The 18,349-nt window shown below is 31.7% G+C and carries 14 protein-coding genes; 13 read left to right on the forward strand and 1 reads right to left on the reverse strand.

All coding sequences use genetic code 11. From position 1 onward, the window contains the following. Window positions 1–357: 357 nt before the first annotated feature. The gene (locus tag ACQZHJ_RS02540; RefSeq protein WP_430483971.1) at window positions 358–1,023 is read right to left on the reverse strand and encodes a hypothetical protein; all 666 of its coding nucleotides are present in this window, start codon (window positions 1,021–1,023) and stop codon (window positions 358–360) included. A gap of 365 nt (window positions 1,024–1,388) precedes the next feature. On the opposite strand from ACQZHJ_RS02540, the gene yqeC reads away from it, so the two are divergent. The 13 genes from yqeC (at window position 1,389) to xdh (ending at window position 18,333) form a co-directional block, all read left to right on the forward strand. Continuing rightward, window positions 1,389–2,123 (forward strand): selenium cofactor biosynthesis protein YqeC, encoded by a 735-nt coding sequence (gene yqeC, locus ACQZHJ_RS02545; protein ID WP_430483972.1) that lies wholly within the window; start codon window positions 1,389–1,391, stop codon window positions 2,121–2,123. Beyond that, window positions 2,116–2,721: a nucleotidyltransferase family protein gene (locus ACQZHJ_RS02550; protein WP_430486853.1), complete on the forward strand. Its 606-nt coding sequence runs from the start codon at window positions 2,116–2,118 to the stop codon at window positions 2,719–2,721. Before yqeC ends, ACQZHJ_RS02550 begins: the two co-directional genes overlap by 8 nt. Continuing rightward, on the forward strand, window positions 2,709–3,512 hold the full coding sequence (yqeB, locus tag ACQZHJ_RS02555; protein WP_430483973.1) for a selenium-dependent molybdenum cofactor biosynthesis protein YqeB: 804 nt from the start codon (window positions 2,709–2,711) through the stop codon (window positions 3,510–3,512). The genes ACQZHJ_RS02550 and yqeB overlap by 13 nt, the downstream gene beginning before the upstream one ends. Next, complete coding sequence (locus ACQZHJ_RS02560; RefSeq protein WP_430483974.1) at window positions 3,512–4,327, forward strand: XdhC family protein; 816 nt, start codon at window positions 3,512–3,514, stop codon at window positions 4,325–4,327. Before yqeB ends, ACQZHJ_RS02560 begins: the two co-directional genes overlap by 1 nt. Before the next feature lie 19 nt (window positions 4,328–4,346). Beyond that, window positions 4,347–6,113, forward strand: a complete 1,767-nt coding sequence (locus ACQZHJ_RS02565; RefSeq protein WP_430483975.1) for a sigma-54-dependent Fis family transcriptional regulator — start codon at window positions 4,347–4,349, stop codon at window positions 6,111–6,113. Between the two features lie 323 nt (window positions 6,114–6,436). Further along, window positions 6,437–7,639, forward strand: a complete 1,203-nt coding sequence (gene dpaL, locus ACQZHJ_RS02570) for a diaminopropionate ammonia-lyase (RefSeq protein WP_430483976.1) — start codon at window positions 6,437–6,439, stop codon at window positions 7,637–7,639. A 26-nt stretch (window positions 7,640–7,665) separates the two neighbouring features. After that, on the forward strand, window positions 7,666–8,853 hold the full coding sequence (locus ACQZHJ_RS02575) for a YgeY family selenium metabolism-linked hydrolase (RefSeq protein ID WP_430483977.1): 1,188 nt from the start codon (window positions 7,666–7,668) through the stop codon (window positions 8,851–8,853). Window positions 8,854–8,868: 15 nt separating this feature from the next. Next, window positions 8,869–10,458, forward strand: a complete 1,590-nt coding sequence (locus ACQZHJ_RS02580) for an N-acyl-D-amino-acid deacylase family protein (protein WP_430483978.1) — start codon at window positions 8,869–8,871, stop codon at window positions 10,456–10,458. 11 nt (window positions 10,459–10,469) lie between these two features. Then, window positions 10,470–11,798: a putative aminohydrolase SsnA gene (ssnA, locus tag ACQZHJ_RS02585; protein ID WP_430483979.1), complete on the forward strand. Its 1,329-nt coding sequence runs from the start codon at window positions 10,470–10,472 to the stop codon at window positions 11,796–11,798. A 20-nt stretch (window positions 11,799–11,818) separates the two neighbouring features. Continuing rightward, a complete protein-coding gene (locus tag ACQZHJ_RS02590) occupies window positions 11,819–13,231 on the forward strand; it encodes a nucleobase:cation symporter-2 family protein (protein ID WP_430483980.1) in 1,413 nt (470 codons plus the stop codon). A gap of 32 nt (window positions 13,232–13,263) precedes the next feature. Beyond that, window positions 13,264–14,352, forward strand: coding sequence for a 4Fe-4S binding protein (locus ACQZHJ_RS02595; protein ID WP_430483981.1), 1,089 nt, complete (start codon window positions 13,264–13,266; stop codon window positions 14,350–14,352). Between the two features lie 19 nt (window positions 14,353–14,371). Beyond that, entirely contained in the window at window positions 14,372–15,769 is a 1,398-nt protein-coding gene (gene hydA / locus ACQZHJ_RS02600; RefSeq protein WP_430483982.1) for a dihydropyrimidinase, read from the forward strand. Between the two features lie 2 nt (window positions 15,770–15,771). After that, window positions 15,772–18,333 (forward strand): selenium-dependent xanthine dehydrogenase, encoded by a 2,562-nt coding sequence (gene xdh, locus ACQZHJ_RS02605; protein WP_430483983.1) that lies wholly within the window; start codon window positions 15,772–15,774, stop codon window positions 18,331–18,333. Window positions 18,334–18,349: the final 16 nt, after the last annotated feature.

Genomic DNA, 18,349 nt, shown 5'->3' on the forward strand with positions numbered 1-18,349 from the left:
TTAGAATGTCAATCATTAGATCAGGAATTAAATTTAATTTCTATAATAATTGGATTAACTGAAGAAGAGATATTAAGAATTAAAAAGATATTTAAAGTAGCTTTTTAATAATAAGTATATTAAATATATTTTATTATTTTGATCTTAAAAAGATAGATTCCGTAATTTGGTGTTTCAATCTTGATTAGATGTTTTTATTTATACAAAAAATATCATTCTATTAGGCTAATCAGAAAATAAATTTACACAAATTAAAGTATTATCTCTCTAAAATCACTCTAAAGGAAAATAGTTACTTTAGAGCGATTTTCAATTAATAAATCATCTTTTGTAAATATAAAAATAGATTAATATAATCTAGTAATTATTTGCAAGGTATAAATCAAAATAACCAAGCTTACCATTTGAATCAGTCCAATATAAGGCGTTAGTAGCTATATGGTCACCTTCATGAATAGGGAATATTAGAACATCATTAGGTTTTAACTCTTTTAATAAATTTCCGTTACCTTGGACGTTTATACCAACTAAGTAAGGATAAGTTTTCATTTCATAAGTTGAATAGTATTCATCTTCTAAAGGCTGAACTCCTATATCTTTAATTATTTCTTTTGTTTCTACTATAGCAATTCTATGAGCAAAACCTTGGGAATCTACATTTACAACTATTGGATTTTTCCCTTTTTCTTTTTCAGATTTAACTACGGAGTTTAAAAACTCTTTTTCTTTAGACTCATCTGGTATATAACCGCCATTAGAAATTGTAACTATTGAAGGTTCTTCTCTTTCATCAGTACTTAAATTTTCAGTTTTATCTTTTGATTCAATAGTGTTATTTTCTAAACTATCTGTATTTTGTTTTTTAGATGAATTTTTACTGGTTGTTTCGGAATTTGAATTATTTACAATATTTGTAGCTAAGATTTTGTTTTCTAATTCTTTTACCTCAAAATGTTTTTTTACTCCATAAGATAGTGATAATACTGTTACAACTATTAAAGAGCTTATTAATATTTTTTTCATTATGTCTCCCCCTTGAGCTAATCTGTTTAAACAATAACGTTAACATTTTACACAGTAAATGTAAAAAAGTCTATAATTTACTGAGAGGTTTGAGTAATTTACCTACTTAAAAAAGAAATGTTTTTAAATAATTCAAATAAAGTTAATAATAAAAAATAATGTTGTATTACAATTTTTATTAATATATTCTTTATCAATTTAATTTTATAATTATAATATAAACTTTTTTAGATATCTGGTAGAGTATTTAAATTAGATTATTAAAACTAGAACTATTCAAAAAATTTACAATAATTTAAGAAAATTGAAAGAGTTTGATTTAAACTATAAAATAATATAGAGGATAAGGAAATGGGGAGAGAATATTGAGTATTAGTTTAGAAAATTTAATTAATATAAAACAAGGAGAGGTTATATCAGTTGTTGGTTCAGGTGGAAAAACTACTTTTGTATATAATTTAGCTAATGAGCTTAAAGATAAAAAAGTTCTTATATCCACAACAACAAAGATGTTTTTTCCTAAAGAGAATCAAGTAGATTATTTTTTTTGCTTAGATGAAAATGATAAGGTTAATATCAAAATTGGAAGAACATTTATTGCTGGAGAGAAAGTAAGTGGTAATAAAGTTTCCGGAGATATACTAGGGATAAAGAAATATATTAGTGATTTTGACTATATAATCCTTGAAAGTGATGGATCAAAACGAAAACCACTTAAAGGATGGAATGATACTGAGCCAGTAATTTTAAATGAAACTACTAAAACTATAGGAATAATACCAATGCATATTATTGGTGAAAAAATTAGTGAGGAAAATATTCATAGGATTGAGATATTCAATGAGGTATGTAAATGTAAAATTGGTGATGAAATAACACCAGAAATTATTGCAAAGATAATAAAAAGTCCAAAGGGATTATTTAAGAATTCAATAGGAGAGAAAATACTATTTTTAAACAGAATTGAGGATGAAAAAAGTAAACGAGTGGCATTAAATTTGCTTGAAATATTAGGTAGTAAAAGCAATAATTCACTTAAGATTATTGGAGGTAGTTTAAGAAAAAAAGAGTATTTTAACTTTTCTATTGGAGGTGACTAAAATATTAGCAATAATTTTGGCATCTGGGCAAGGTAAAAGAATGGGAAAAAATAAGCTTTTATTAGATTTCTATGGAAAACCACTAGTTGAATGGGTTGTAGAAAGTGTAAAATCTATAGGATTCAAAAAGATTATTTTAGTTTATAAAGATAATAAGGTAAAAGAAATTGGAATAAAACACGACGTATTTACTTTATACAATAAAAATGCTCATTATGGGCAGAGTGAAGGAATAAAAATTTCTTTGAAGCATTCTCCAATATTAAGTGAAGGATATATGTTTTTTACTGGTGACCAACCTCTATTAAAAAAGGAAACAATAAAAAAACTCATGCAAACGTTTAATGAAAATGGAGGCATAATTGTGCCAAAAGTTAATGGGAAAAATAAAAGTCCTGTAATATTTTCAAGTGATTTTAAGAATGAATTAATGTCATTAAGTGGAGATATTGGAGGAAGGCCTGTCATAAGAAATAATTTGGACAAGGTAACCTTTGTAACTTTTGATTCAGATTTTGAGTTTTTTGATGTTGATACAGTAGAGGATTTGAGTAATTTAAGTAAGTTATGTAAGGAGAGAATGCAATGGATGAAATAGTGGTAGTGAGAGGTGCAGGAGATATTGCAACAGGTGCAATTCAAAAATTACATAGATCAGGATTTAAGGTTGTTGCTTTAGAAATAGAGAAACCTACATCTATAAGAAGAAGAGTGTGTTTAAGTGAAGCAATATATGAGAAGGAGTTTCAAGTTGAAGATATTATTGGTAAGAGAGCTGATTCATATGAAGAAATTTTTGGTATATTAAATGAGAATAAGGTTTGCGTTATCAATGATACTTCAGGTGACATAATAAAAAAGCTAAAACCAATGGCTGTTGTGGATGCAACTCTTTGTAAAAAGAATATAGGAACAAATAAGGGTATGGCTGATATAACTGTAGCCTTAGGACCTGGTTATGTAGCTGGTGAGGATGTTGATATAGTAATTGAAACCAATAGAGGACATAACTTAGGAAGATTAATTTTTAATGGACCAGCTGCTAAAAATACTGGGATTCCAGGAATAATAGAAGGTTATGGAATTGAAAGAGTAGTATATTCTCCTTGTGAAGGAAAGCTAAAAATAATAAAAGATATTGGAGAGATAGCTGAAAAGGGAGAGACTATATGTATTGTTGGTGATAATCCTGTTAAGGCATCATTAACTGGTGTAATAAGAGGCATGATAAGAGATGGGTTTTATGTAAAGAAAGGTCTTAAAATAGCAGATATAGATCCAAGGACTAACCAAAAGAAAAATTGTGATTTAATTTCTGACAAGGCAAGATGTATAGGTGGAGCAGTTTTAGAAGGTATAATGATTGGGAAACAATGGAGGAATAAGTAATGGATGAGAAGGTATTAAAGAGTATTATAGATGGATTAGAAAATGGAAGAAAGATGGCTTTAGTTACTATAACCATGGCTAATGGGTCAACACCGAGAAAAAATGGGTCTATGATGAGTGTTGATGAATATGGAAAAATAGTTGGTTCAATTGGAGGGGGAGCAATAGAGCACGTTGTTACCAATAGAGCTGTAGAATGCTTAGAAATAGGTAAAGGTGAGAAGTTTGAATATGATTTAAATGCTGGTGGAAAGGTTAAAATGGTATGTGGTGGAGCAGTAGAAGGGTATATAAAAGTCTTTGAGCCTAAACCAAGCTTAATTATATTTGGTGGTGGACATATATCTCAAAGTATATGTAGATTAACTGATAGCATGAATTTTAGAAGAATTGTGATTGAGGATAGAGAAGAATTAAAGGATTATGATGCTTTTAAAAATATAGATAAGTTTATAATTGCTAATGATATAAATGAGTTAAGTGGTTTGAATTTTAATAATAGTTATATAGTAGTGGCTACAAGAGGTCATAAGAGCGATACTTATTGGGCTAAGAATTTAATTGATAAAAATTATAATTATCTTGGTGTAGTTGGTAGTATGAAGAAAGTGCTAGAATTAAAGGAAGTAATATTACAAGAAGGGTTTTCTGAATATTTAATAGAAGGAATGCATGCACCAATTGGACTTGATATATCAGATGGTACACCAGAAGAGATTGCTTTAAGTATTTTATCAGAAATATTATTGGTTAAAAACAATGGGACTTTAGCACATTTACAGGATGTGAAGAAGAAGGCATTACAAAATTCATAGAAAAGGGGAACTAACTTTAATGATGCAGATAAATTTAAAAGATATTTCAGATGTAGTAAATAAATATGCAAACTTATTATCTAACATATTAAAATTGGATGTAGAAATCGTTGATTATGATATGCAGAGAATAGCAGGTACAGGAATATATAAAGATGGAGTAGGAGAAAATATCGAATCTGCAGGTTATGTTTACAAAGAAGCATTATATACTGGAGAAGCAAAAATTATAGAGGAGCCAGGAGAGGATTTTCTTTGTAAGGATTGTATGAATAAAGGGAATTGTAAAGAACATATGGAAATATGTGTTCCAATAAAATATGAAAATTTAATATTTGGAGTAATAGGGTTTGTATGTTCAACAGAAAAGCAAAAGAAGCACTTAATATCAAATTTTGATACTATAATGAGCTTTTTGGAGCAAATAGCAGAGTTTATTGCAATAAAATTAATAGAACAAAATGAGATATTAAAGAATAAAAGACATTTAGAATTTTTTAAGGATATAGTAAATTCAGTTAATGATGGAATTATAACTATAGATGGAATGAATAATATAAAGATAATAAATAATAAAGCTCTTAGGACTTTAAATTTAAAGCCAGAGGTAGTTGGAGAATATATTCAAGTAAAAGAGATAACTGGAGATTATTTTCCCGGGGGAAATATATTTGAATTATATATAAGGGGAGTTCCTTATAAAGTTGTTGGAAAAATGGTACACAATTATATAAATAGAAATAATTGTGAAAAAATATTGATTTTTAATGAGTTGAAGCACCTAAAAGATGATGTAGTTAATTTAACTTATGGAAATAATAAAATAAATTGTGATGAAATAGTTGGAGAATCAATAGTGATGACACAACTTAAGAAAAAAATAAAAAAGATAGCATACTCTAAATCTACAGTGCTTATAAATGGTGAAAGTGGAACAGGAAAAGAGTTAGTAGCAAGGGCTATACATGCAGAGGGAAGTCGTAAAAATAAGCCCTTTATAGCTATAAACTGTGGAGCAATACCAGAAAGTCTTCTTGAAAGTGAACTTTTTGGATATGTCAAAGGAGCTTTCTCTGGAGCTAGTTCAAGCGGGCGTGTAGGTAAGTTTGAGCTTGCAAACAAAGGAGTAATATTTTTAGATGAAATTGGAGACATGCCTCTTTATCTTCAAGTAAAATTGCTTAGAGTTCTGCAAGAGAGATCAATAGTTAAGATTGGTTCGAATGAACTTATAAATCTTGATATAAGAGTAGTAGCAGCTACTAATAAAGATTTGAAAAAGTTAGTTGAAGAAGGTAAGTTTAGAGAGGATTTATATTATAGATTAAATGTTATACCTATTGAAGTACCACCACTTAGGAAAAGAGATGGGGATATTGAGCTTATTATGTATGAGCTTATAAAAAAATACAATAAAATATTTAATAAGTATGTTCATACGGTAAGTGAAGAGGTAATAGAAAAGCTAAAGTCTTATGAGTGGAAGGGAAATGTTAGAGAGTTAGAAAATGTTGTTGAATTTATGGTTAATCTAAGTGGAGATGATGGAATTGTTACATTAGACATGCTGCCTCAAACAGTATTAGATTATATTGATGAAGAAAAAACAAGTCTTAATAATATAACAGAAACATCAGAAGAAATAAGAGAACTTAAGGATATAGAAAGTGAATATATAAATAAAGCACTGGATATCTATGGATGGGATACCGCTGGTAAGAAAAAAGCAGCAAAAAAATTAGGAATAGGTATTGCAACTTTATATAGAAAAATAGGTGAACAATAAGAAAAAGCAACAATCATTATCAAAATGATAATGATTGTTGCTTTTTTCTTGTTTATTAACCATAAATTCACTAATTTGAATAGATTATCAAAATGATAATGGATTTATCATTTTGATAATAAATTATTTTAGATAGCGAATAAAGAAGAAATTACTGTATAAGTTCGTGTAAACATATACAAAAACTTTTGGAATTAAGTAAGAATAGGAAGAAATATATCGGAAATTCATATAAAAAATAGTAAAAGTTGGCACAAGGATTGCTTTTAAAATAAGCATAGAGATAAATTTTGAAAATAGAAGAGGATACGGGAGGAAGCATAATGGAAAAAATATTATGGAAACTAAATACATTACCAAAAACAGATAAAGAAGGCTGTATAGAATTTTTAAGTAAAGAAGAAGTATCAAGAGCAAAAAACTTTCATGAAAGTTTTCCTGAATATGATAAAACACCATTAGTTGAATTAGATAATTTAGCTGAGAAAATTGGTCTTAAAGGAATATATTTAAAAGATGAATCTTATAGATTTGGATTAAATGCATTTAAGGTTCTAGGTGGATCTTTTGCAATGGGAAGACACCTAGCAGATACATTAGGTGAAGATATAAAAGATTTACCTTATGAAAAGTTAACTTCAGATGAGGTTAAAGATAGATTAGGAGAAATTACATTTGTTACGGCAACAGATGGTAACCATGGAAGAGGAGTTGCATGGACTGCTAATAGATTAAAACAAAAATCAGTTGTATACATGCCAAAGGGATCATCACTTGAAAGATTAAATAATATTAAAGCTGAAGGTGCTGATGCTAGTATTACTGAGTTAAACTACGATGATGCTGTTAGATTAGCTGCTAAATATGCAGATGAACATAATGGATTAATGGTACAAGATACTGCTTGGGAAGGATATGAAAAAATCCCAGCATGGATAATGCAAGGGTATGGAACAATGGCATTAGAAGCGTTAGATCAATTAAATGCTATTAAAGTACTTAAACCAACACATATATTTGTACAAGCTGGTGTAGGTTCACTTGCAGGTGCTGTTCAAGGATTCTTTGCATCACAATTTGGAGATGAGTGTCCAAAAACAGTTATTGTTGAGTCAAACTTAGCCGATTGCTTCTATAAATCAGCAATAGCAGATGATGGAGAACCAAGATTTGTTGGAGGAGACATGCAAACAATAATGGCAGGACTTGCTTGTGGAGAACCAAACACTATTGGATGGGAAGTTCTAAAAAATCACTCAACAGCTTTCGTATCATGTCCAGATTGGGTATCAGCTAAAGGTATGAGAATACTTGGTAACCCATTAAAAGGAGATGAAAAAGTAACTTCTGGAGAATCTGGTGCAGTTACAACAGGTCTTTTATATGAAATCATGACAAATGAAGATTATAAAGACTTAAAAGAAGCTTTAGAGTTAGATGAAAATTCAAGAGTTCTTTTATTTAGTACAGAAGGGGATACAGATCCTGAAAAATATAGAGAAATCGTTTGGAATAGCGAATGCTAATAAAGAGAGTTATAGGAGGAGAAAAGATGCTTACTAATCAAAGAAAAGAAACATTAACTAAATTATGCCAAGATTTAATCAGAAATCAATCAGTTTCAGGAGAAGAAGGAAACGTAGTAGAAGCTATTAAAAAAGGATTTAAAGAATTAGGATATGATGAGTGCTTTGTAGATAGCTATGGAAATGTAATTGGACATATAAAAGGTAGCAAACCAGGAAAAACAATACTTTTTGATGGACATATTGATACTGTTCCGGTACCAGATGATTCAAAATGGACTCATGCACCATTTGGTGGAGAAATAGTTGATGGAAAAATATATGGTAGAGGCGCTTCAGATATGAAAGGACAAACATCAGCTATGATAGCAGCTGCGGCTTACTTTGCAGAAGATTTCAAAAAAGATTTTGAAGGAGATATTTTTGTTGCTGGTGTTGTTCATGAAGAAATATTTGAAGGTGTGTCAGCTAGAAAGATAAGTGAAGCTGTTAAACCAGACTACGTAGTTATTGGTGAATCTTCAGAATTAAATTTAAAAATTGGACAAAGAGGAAGAGCTGAAATAGTTATTGAGACTTTCGGAAAACCAGCTCACTCAGCTAACCCAGAAAAGGGAGTAAATGCAGTATATAAAATGTCAAAAATAATTGAAAGAATTCAAGATATAGAAACTCCTGTACATGATGTACTTGGAAAAGGAATTCTTGTATTAACTGATATTAAATCATCACCATATCCTGGTGCATCTGTAGTTCCAGACTATTGCAGAGCAACATTTGATAGAAGACTTTTAGTTGGAGAAACTAAAGAAGAAGTTTTAGCTCCAATCCAAAAGATTATAGACGAGCTTATGAAAGAAGATAAAGAATTAAATGCTAAGGTTTCATATGCAATAGGTAGAGAAACTTGTTACACAGGTGAAGTAATTGAAGGCGAAAGATTCTTCCCAGCTTGGTTATATAGTGAAGATGATGAGTTTGTACAAGCTGCTTATAAAGGGTTAAAGCGTGCAGGTATAAATCCAGAAATAACTCAATATTCATTCTGTACAAATGGTTCACATTATGCTGGTGAAGCAGGAATAAGAACAATTGGTTTTGGACCATCAAAAGAAAACTTAGCTCATACAATTGATGAATATATAGAACAAGAGCAATTATTTATTGGGGCAGAAGGATACTATGGAATATTAGAATCAGTTTATAACAAATAAAAGGTGGTTTTTAAGATGAAGATATTAATAAAAAATGGTTTTATAGCTGATGGAAGTGGCAATAAAGGATACATTGGAGATATCTTGATCTGTGATGAGAGAATAGAAAAAATTGGACATGGACTTTGTGAAGATAATATAGATAGAACAATAGATGCTAGGGGCTTAGTTATAGCCCCAGGCTTTATTGATACTCACTCACACAGTGACCTTAAGATATTAGAAAATCCATTTAATGAGATAAAAATTAGACAGGGAATTACTACTGAATTATTAGGACAAGATGGAATATCAATGGCACCATTGCCAAAAGAATATATATCACCTTGGAGAAAGAACATAGCAGGTTTAGATGGTGAATCAGATGAAATAGACTGGGAATATGAAATAACTGACAACTATCTAAAAATGATGGAAGACAATGGAGTAGGACTAAATGAAGCGTACTTAGTGCCACATGGAAATGTAAGAATGGAAGTAGTTGGACTTGGAAATGTACCAGCAACTAAGGATGACATAAAAAAAATGTGTGAAATAACAAGAAGAGAGATGGAAGCAGGAGCTTATGGTCTTTCAACTGGTCTTATATATATGCCTTGTGCTTATTCACACACTGAAGAGCTTATAGAAATGTGTAAGGTTGTTGCAGAGTTTGATGGAGTATTTGTAGTTCATCAAAGAAGCGAAGCTGATACTATTATAAAATCAATGAAAGAAATAATTGAGATTGGAGAAAAATCAGGTGTAAGAGTTCACTTCTCACACTTTAAAGTATGTGGTAAGAAAAACTGGAAATACATTGATGAAGTAATTGAACTATTTAATGAAGCTAAGAAAAAGGGTATAAGAGTTACTTTTGACCAATATCCATATGCAGCAGGAAGTACAATGCTTGGTGTTATATTACCTCCATGGGCTCATGATGGTGGAACAGATAATCTTATGGAAAGACTTGCTTCACAAGAGATGAGAGAAAAAATGATCTATGACATGGAGCATGGTATTGAAGGATGGGATAACTTTGTTGACTTTGCTGGATTAGATGCTATATATGTAACGTCAGTTAGAAATAAGAAAAATGAAGATGCTATAGGTAAAAATCTAGTGGAGCTTGGAGAGCTAAGAGGAAAAGACCCTTATAATGCTACTTTTGATCTTTTACTTGAAGAAGAAAATGCGGTTGGTATGGTTGATTACTATGGAATGGAAGAACATATAATAAAGTTTATGAAGCTTGCAGAACAAAATGTTTGTACTGATGGGCTTTTAGCGGGAAGACCACACCCTAGAGCTTACGGATCATTCCCAAGAATACTTGGAAGATTTGTAAGAGAACTTGGAGTTTTAACTCTTGAAGAAGGAGTTATGAAGATGACAAGTAAGGCTGCTAGTGCATTTAGCATAAAAGATAGAGGACTTTTAAAAGAAGGATATTTTGCAGATATAGTTTTATTTAATAAAGATGAGGTTAAAGACCTTGGAACTTTTGAAGATCCAATTAAATTCCCAGAAGGAATAAATTACGTACTTATAAATGGTCAAGTAGTAATAGATAATGGGGAATATAAAAAGTTAAAAGCAGGTAAGGTATTGAGAAAAAAATAGGGGGAATTTGTGTGGTAGTAGTAGGTAATGGAAGGTTAATAACTCAGAACAAGGAAATCCCATTTTTCGAAGATGGGGCTGTGGCTATAGATAATGGAAAAATAATAGACTTTGGTCACACTAAGGATATATTAGATAGATATAAAGAATGTGAGTATATAGATGCAAACCACAAGGTTATAATGCCTGGACTTATAAATACACATGGTCATATTTATAGTGCCTTTGCAAGGGGTATGAATTTAGATGGACCTACATCAGAAGATTTCTTAGATATATTAAATAACCTATGGTGGAGACTTGATAAGAGTTTATCACTTGAAGATGTAAGATATAGTGCCTATAGTACTTTAATGGATAGCTTAAAGTATGGAGTTACAACATTTTTTGATCACCATGCTAGTCCAAATGCAATTAAAGGAAGCTTATTTACTATAGGTGAGGTAGCAGAAGAGCTTGGAATAAGAACTTCACTTTGTTATGAGGTATCTGACAGAGATGGAGAAGAGATTTTACTTGAAGGTATAAAAGAAAATGTAGATTATATAAAACATTGTAATGAAAGTAATAGCAATATGAAATCAGGAATGTTTGGAATGCATGCTAGTTTCACACTTTCAGATGAATCATTAGAAAAATGTGTGAAAGCAACAGAAGGGTTAGGATGTGGATATCACATTCATGTTGCAGAAGGATTAGCAGATGAAGAAAAATGCTTAAAAGAGCATGGTATAAGGGTAGTAGAGAGATTAAACAAATTTAATATATTAGGTGAAAAAACAATTGCAGTTCATTGTATTCATGCAGATGAAAATGAACAAGATTTAATTCTAAAAACTGGTACAACAGTTGTTCATAACCCAGAATCTAATATGGGAAATGCAGTTGGAGTATCACCAGCTATTAAGCTTATAGAAAAAGGTATAACAGTAGGGCTTGGAACTGATGGTTACACATCAGATATGTTTGAATCAATGAAGGTTGCAAACATAATCCACAAACATCATTTAAAGAATCCATCAGTAGCTTGGGGAGAAACTCCAATGATGCTATTTGAAAATAATAGAAAGATTGCAGAAAAACATTTTGATGGAACTTTTGGAATAATTGAAAAGGGTGCAGTAGGTGATGTGATTATAGTAGATTACAATCCACTAACACCAATGAATGGAAGTAATTTAAATTCACATATTCTATTTGGAATGATGGGTAAATCAGTAGATACTACTATAGTTAATGGAAAAATTTTAGTTAGAGAAGGCAAGCTTCTTAATATAAACGAAGAAGAAATCTTAGCTAAATCTAGAGAAGTTAGTAGCAAGTTGTGGAATAGAATCTAAGGCGAAAGGGTTTGTTTGTTATGAGAGAGGAAATTGGAAAGGAAAAAGTAGCTCCAGTTGATGAAAAAATATCATTTTCAAAGGCGTGGATATTTTCACTTCAACATGTTATGGCAATGTGTGCAGGAGCAGTTGCAGTTCCTTTGATGGTAGGGGAAGCTGCAGGACTTAATCACTCAGAAATAGTATTTCTTATAAGTGCTGGTCTTTTTATGGCTGGTATAGGAACTTTAATTCAAAGTATGGGACTTAAGAGGATTGCAGGAGCTAAAATCCCAATAATAGAGGGTACAAGCTTTGCAGCTGTTTCGGGAATATTAGCAATAATTGCAGGAACAACCGGTAGCAAAGAGTTAGCTATGACCAATGTGTTTGGTGCTGTAATAGTAGCTGGATTGTTTTGCATATTAATTGCTCCGATATTCGGTAAATTAATAAAGTTTTTTCCTAAGGTTGTTACAGGTACTGTTGTTTTAGTAATTGGTATATCTATAATGCCTGTAGGTATAAAATGGATAACTAATAGTAAAGTACAACCAGTAGATCCAAAAGATTTGGCACTTTCAATGACAGTTTTAGTAATAACATTAGTATTATTCAAATACTTAAAAGGAATTTGGAATAGTGCAGCAATTTTATTCTCAATAGTTATAGGAACAATAATCGCAATGATATTTGGAATGGCTGATTTTAGTGCAGTAAGTGGTGCAGGATGGTTTAGTGTGAATTTTCCATTAGAATTTGGAGCACCTACATTTGAACCTTCAGCAATACTTTCAATGGTATTAATTATGTTAGTTTTAATGACAGAGTCAGTTGGAAATATGATAGCTATTCATGAAATGACTGATAAAGAAGTTACAGAAGAAAATATTAAAAAAGGCTTAAAAGCAGATGGTATATCAACATTATTAGCAGGATTTTTTAATACATTCCCAATTACTCCATTTGCACAGAATACTGGATTAGTTGGACTAACAGGTATTAAATCAAGATTTGTTGCTGTATATGCAGGGATAATACTTTTATTATTAAGTTTTGTACCTAAGTTTGCAGCTATTATAGGAGCAATACCAAAACAGGTTTTAGGTGGCGTTGGTTTTGCAATGTTTGGAATGGTTTTAGTTGGTGGAATAAGAACTTTAAGTAAAGTTGAATTTAATGGTACTAAGAATGGAGTAATAGTGGCTGTAAGCGTTGGGCTTGCAATGATTCCACTTGCTAATCCAGGATTTTATCACAATTTCCCATCATGGGTAGAAACAATATTTGATAGTGGAATTACAACAGGAAGTTTATCCGCTGTAATTTTAAATATATTCTTTAACGTCTTAGGTAATAAAGAACATGCTCAAGATGCTATAGAAGAGGAAGTTAGAGAAATTGAAGAAGAAATAAGAGAAGATGATTTAGTTATTGAAGGAAGTAATTAAGAGAAATTAATTGATTAAGAGGAGTGTTTGTTATGTCAAAATTAAACGTTAACATTTTAGGAATGGAATTTGCTAACCCAATATTCACAGCTGCTGGTCCAGGAGCTAAAGATGGAGATCTTTGTATAGAAGCAGTAAAAGGTGGAGCAGGTGGATTAGTTACAAAAACTATTTCAGTAGATCCAGCACCAGTACCAAGACCTTGTATGGGAAGAACAAATTCAGGATTTTTAAATACAGAGCTTTGGTCAGAATTACCAAAAGAGCAATGGATTAAAGAAGAATATAAAAAAGCCAAGTCAGCAGGAGTTCCTATGATAGTGAGTATGGGATATTCAGCAGATCAAATAAGAGAAGTTGCACCACTTGTAAAACCTTATGCAGATGCTGTTGAATTATCAACTCACTATGTTGGAACAGATGTAACTCCAATAGTAGAAGCTATGAAGGCTGCTAAAGCTGCTTTAGATTGCCCAGTATTCATGAAAATGAGCCCACATACAGATATACAAAAAATAGCAAAAGCTTTAGAAGAAGCTGGTGCTGATGGACTTGTAATGATCAACTCTTTAGGACCATGTATGGCAATAGATGTTGAAAGTGGATATCCAATAATGGGAAGTAAAACAGGATATGGATGGTTATCAGGAGCTCCAATAAGACCTGTAGCTATAAGAAATATTTATGATGCTGCTCAAGCAGTTAATATTCCAATAATAGGAGTAGGTGGAGTAACTTGTGGAAGAGATGCAGCTGAAATGTTAATGGCAGGAGCATCAGCAGTTCAAGTTTGTACAGAAGCTATCTTAAAAGGACCTGGAATATATGGAAAGATAGCTAAAGAATTAAATGAATTCTTAGATAGCCATGGTTATAAAGATGTAAATGAAATAATTGGACTAGCTCATAAAAAGATGGAAGATAGAAACTTTAGAACAGAAGCAATAGCTCCAGTAGTGGATCAAGATGCTTGTATTAAATGTGGTCAATGTAAAACAAGTTGTGTATATGATGCAATTGAAGTTGGAGAAGAACTTGTAATAGATGTAGATAAATGTTTTGGTTGTGGACTATGTGTAACAAGATGTCCAAAACATGCATTATCAATTCAATATAAATAGTAGGAAAGAGGTATGAGTTATGGGTAGGGTTTTAAAAGGAGGTTATATAGTAACCACTGAAGAGACATTTAAAAGTGATTTAAGAATTGACGGTGAAAGGATTGAATCTATAGGTTTTTCATTAGAAAAAGATGGTGATGAAGTAATAGATTTAAAAGGAAGCTATATACTTCCTGGTGGGATTGATGCCCATACTCATTTTGATCTAGAACTACCAAATATAAAAACATCTGATGATTTTAAAAGTGGTACTAAGGCAGCTATTGCCGGAGGTACCACAACCATAATAGATTTTGTAAATTGTCATAGAGGTGAAAGTCTAAGCGATGAGTTAAAGATTTATGAAGAAAAAACAAGAGATAAGTGTTATTCAGATTATGGATTCCACATGACTTTATGTGAATGGAATGAAAAAGTTGAGTCTGAAATGGAGGATATGGTAAGACAAGGAATAACAACATTTAAAATGTATATGGCGTATAAAGATACTCTTCAGGTCAATGAGGAAGAGATTGAAAAGGCATTAAAAAAGGCTAAAGAACTTGGAGCGCTAATTTCATTTCATTGTGAAAATGGCGATAAAATTTTAAAAAATATAGAAGACTTATTAAGTGAAGGGCACTCCGCCGTAAAATATCATGAAGACTCAAGGGACTCCCAAATCGAACTTGAGTCAGTAAATACGTTAATTAAAATAGCTACAAAAACAAATTACCCTGTGTTTATAGTACATCTAAGTTCAAAAATAGCACTTGATGCTGTAATAAAGGCCAGACAGGAAGGCATTAAAATTTTTGTTGAGACATGTCCTCATTATCTTTTGTTAAATAAAAAAAGGTATGAAATTAAGGGGGAGGATGGTTTAGAGGGTTCTAAATATGTCATGTCCCCACCTCTAAGAGAAATGAAAGATAATAATGCTTTATGGGAAGGTATTAAATTAGGAGAAATAGATACAATCGCAACAGATCATTGTTCATTTAATTACAAAGATAAGATAGCTGGAGCAAAGATTGACTTTTCTAAGATACCTAATGGAATACCAAGTGTTGAACATAGAATGAAATTAATATTTAGTTATGGAGTAGAGGATAAAATAATATCCTTAAATGAAATGGTTAAGCTAACATCTACTAATCCAGCTAAAATTTTTGGATTATATCCTAAAAAAGGAGCAATTAAGATTGGTAGTGATGCAGATTTATTAGTTATAGAAAAAGGATACGAAGATATCATTAGACATGATAATAGCATACAAGATGTCGATTATACTCCATATGAAGGTTTTAAAGATAATATGAGAATTAAAAAGGTGTTTTTAAGAGGAAAAGAATTGGTTAAGGATGGAGAATTCATAGGAAAAGAGCCAACTGGCCAATATATCTCAAGAAAGAAATGGAATTATGAGAGGGGATAATTATGTTTGAATTTATTCTTAACGGTGAAAAAAAGGTTGTAGATGAAAATAAAAAGCTTCTTAAATATTTAAGAGAAGATTGTAATATAACATCAGTTAAAAATGGATGCTCAGAGGGTGCCTGTGGAACATGTATGGTTATTGTTGATGGAAAAGCAATAAAAGCATGTATTCTTACAACTGAAAAAGTTAATGGAAAAGAAATAACAACTATAGAAGGATTTACAGAAAGAGAAAGAGATGTTTTTGCTTATGCATTTACTGAGGCAGGAGCAGTTCAATGTGGATTCTGTATTCCAGGTATGGTTATTAGTGCAAAGGCACTTTTCAATAGAACATTAGATCCAACAAGTGAAGAAGTTAAAAAAGCTTTAATAGGTAATATATGTAGATGTACTGGATATGTGAAAATAGAAAAAGCTATCATGATGGCAGCAGAAATCTTTAGAGAGAACAAGGATGTTCCAAAGGTTGCTTGTAAAGGGCTTGTTGGAGAAAGAATGGGCAGAGTTGATGCTAGAGATAAGACATTAGGTGTGGCTGAGTACACTGATGATATAAGAATTGAGGGAATGCTACATGGGGTTGCGCTTAGAAGTAAATACCCAAGAGCTTTAGTTAAGAGCATAGATTTTAGTGAAGCAGAAAAGTTAGAAGGAGTAGTTAAAATTGTTACTGCTGAGGATATTCCAGGAGAGAGGTATTTAGGTCATATACAAAAAGATACTCCTGCCTTAATAAAAGTTGGTGAGGAAACAAGATATCTTGGTGATGCTTTAGTTTTAGTGGCAGCTGAAACTGAGGAGATTGCAAGAGAAGCTTTAAAGCTTATAAAAGTTGACTATGAAGAATTAAAACCAGTAACTTCACCACAAGAAGCTTTAGCAGAGGATGCTCCAAAGATTCATGAAAAAGGAAATCTTTTAACTCATGAACATTTAGTTAGAGGAAATGCAGATGAAGCTATAAAAAATTCAAAGTATGTTGTTACTTATAAGTACAGAGTTCCATTTACAGAGCATGCATTTTTAGAGCCAGAGTGTGCTGTAGCTGTTCCAGATGGTGATGGGATAATTGTTTATACAGGAACACAAAGTGTATATGATGATCTTCGTGAAATAGAATCACTTTTAGGACTTGGAGATGATAAGGTTAGAATAATTTCCAAGTATGTTGGTGGAGGTTTTGGTGGAAAAGAGGATATGAGTTGTCAACATCATACAGCACTACTTGCATATCTACTTAAGAAGCCAGTTAAGATGGTATTACCAAGACAAGAGAGTATTATAGTTGATACTAAAAGACATGCTATGGATATGGAATTTACCACAGCTTGTGATGAAAATGGAAGATTAACAGCAATGAAGGCTGTAATCCTTGCAGATACAGGTGCTTATGCATCACTTGGAGGACCAGTTCTTCAAAGAGCATGTACACATGCTGCAGGACCATATAATTATCAAAACATGGATATTGATGGGAAGGCGTTATACACAAATAATACTCCAGGGGGAGCATTTAGAGGATTTGGAGTTACTCAGTCAGCTTTTGCAACAGAGTGTAACTTAAATAAACTTGCTGAAATGGTAGGTATAGATCCATTTGAGATAAGAAGAATAAATGCAATAAAGCCAGGAGAAGTACTTCCAAATGGACAGATAGCCGATGAAGGAACAGCATTGATTGAAACTTTAGAAGCTGTAAGAGATGTTTACTATGCAAATAAAGATAGAGCTGGAATAGCATGTGCATTTAAGAATGCAGGTGTTGGAGTAGGATTGCCAGACACAGGTAGATGTAAAGTTAAAGTTATTGATGGAAAAGTTCATATAAGAACATCTGCAGCTTGTATAGGACAAGGACTTGGAACAATAGTAGTTCAAATTGTTGGACAGGTTTTAGGAATACCAGCATCAGAAATTGTATATGAATCTCCAGATACAAAAATAACTCCAAACTCAGGTACTACAACAGCTTCAAGACAAACTGTATTTACAGGGGAAGCAACAAAAATTGCTGCAATGAAGCTTAAAGAGGCTTTAAAAGAGAAGTCATTAGATGATTTAGAAGGTGAAGAATTCTGCGGGGAATATTTAGGAGTTACAGATAAGATGGGTAGCCCTAAAGAAAATCCAGTAAGCCACGTTGCATATGGTTATGCTACACAAGTTGTTATTTTAGATGACCAAGGAAAGGTTATTAAAGTTGTTGCCGCTCATGATGTAGGAAAAGCAATAAACCCTAAGAATGTAGAAGGTCAAATTGAAGGTGGCGTAGCTATGGGACTTGGATATGGTTTGACAGAAGACTATATTATAGAAAATTCAATACCAAAGGTTAAGTTTGGTACACTTGGACTTCTAAGAGCAACTCAAGTTCCAGAAATAGAAGCCATAATAATAGAAAAAAATACACAAGACTTGTCATTTGGAGCTAAAGGTGTTGGAGAAATCACTTGTATCCCAACAGCACCAGCTGTACAAGGAGCATATTACAAATTAGATGGTGAGTTCAGAACTGAACTTCCACTTAAAAATACATTTTATAAAAAAGCAAAAAAATAAAAAGATAGAAAGAAGG

This window comes from Clostridium sp. B9, assembly GCF_050509515.1.
Classification (GTDB): Bacteria; Bacillota; Clostridia; order Clostridiales; family Clostridiaceae; genus Sarcina.